The organism is Microbacterium sp. B19, from assembly GCF_000333395.1.
In the GTDB taxonomy this organism is placed as follows: domain Bacteria; phylum Actinomycetota; class Actinomycetes; order Actinomycetales; family Microbacteriaceae; genus Microbacterium.
This window is the reverse complement of the sequence record NZ_BADA01000167.1, coordinates 1-1080: the sequence shown is the minus strand read 5'-3', so window position 1 is coordinate 1080 and position 1080 is coordinate 1. Positions and strand designations below refer to the sequence as shown.

The window sequence follows — 1080 nt, the reverse complement described above, 5'->3', positions numbered from 1 at the left end:
CGCTGTGAGGACTCGTCCGACGCCCGCCGAGTGGCTCGGTCCCGCCGACTTCGCGGACGCCGCGGTGGAGGCCGTGAGGGGCCTGCCGGTCAAGGTCCGGGTGCTGGACGAGTATGCGCTCACCGAAGGCGGCTACGGCGGGATCCTCGGCGTCGGCCAGGGGTCGGACCGGCCGCCGCGTCTGGTGCACCTCGAGTACGCCCCCGCCGACGCCGGACGCCACGTCGCCCTCGTCGGCAAGGGCATCACGTTCGATACGGGTGGCCTCTCCCTCAAGCCCGCGGCATCCATGGTCGGGATGAAGTACGACATGTGCGGTGCCGCGACGGTGCTCGCGGTGCTGCGTGCCGCGGCCGAGATGGCGCTGCCGGTCCGTGTGAGCGCATGGCTGTGCATCGCGGACAACATGCCCTCCGGTCGCGCGACCCGCCCGGGAGACGTGCTTCGCATGCTCGACGGCACCACGGTCGAGGTGCTCAACACCGATGCGGAGGGACGCCTGGTTCTGGCCGACGGTCTCGTCGCCGCGAGCCGCGAGAACCCCGACCTCATCGTCGACGTCGCGACGCTGACCGGCGCGATCACGGTCGCCCTCGGCAATCGCCACACGGGTGTCATGGGTGAGGACGACGCCGTCGCCGAATACCTCGCCGCCGCCGAGCGGGTGTCCGAACTCGCGTGGCAGCTCCCTCTCCCGGCCCACATGGTCGACGACCTGGACTCCCCCATCGCCGACTTGCAGAACGCGAAGATCGGCGATCCGGCGGGCGGGTCGCTGTTCGCCGGTCTCTTCCTGCGCCACTTCGTGGGGCGTGTCTCGGAGGAGGCGGACGCGCCGCGCATCCCGTGGGTGCACCTCGACATCGCCGGCGTCGGCATGAACAAGGGTGCGCCGTACGGCTTCACCGACAAGGGTGTGACCGGCGCGACCGTGCGCCCGCTGATCGAACTCATCGCCGCCGGCGGCGTGCGGTGACCGAGTACTCCGCCGACGTCGTCGTCCTGGGCGGAGGGAGCGGCGGCTACGCCGCTGCCCTGCGTCTGGCCGAGCTCGGCAAGGACGTCGTCCTCGTCGAGAAG

General features: G+C 71.4%; 2 protein-coding genes. Both read left to right on the top strand.

Going from position 1 to position 1080, the window contains the following annotated elements; genetic code table 11:
• A partial coding sequence (locus I5G_RS06550) for a leucyl aminopeptidase (RefSeq protein WP_026095704.1) occupies window positions 1-976 on the top strand: 976 nt, incomplete at its 5' end.
• The coding region (locus I5G_RS25205) for an FAD-dependent oxidoreductase (RefSeq protein WP_148286425.1) at window positions 973-1080 on the top strand (108 nt) is incomplete at its 3' end. The genes I5G_RS06550 and I5G_RS25205, both read left to right, overlap by 4 nt.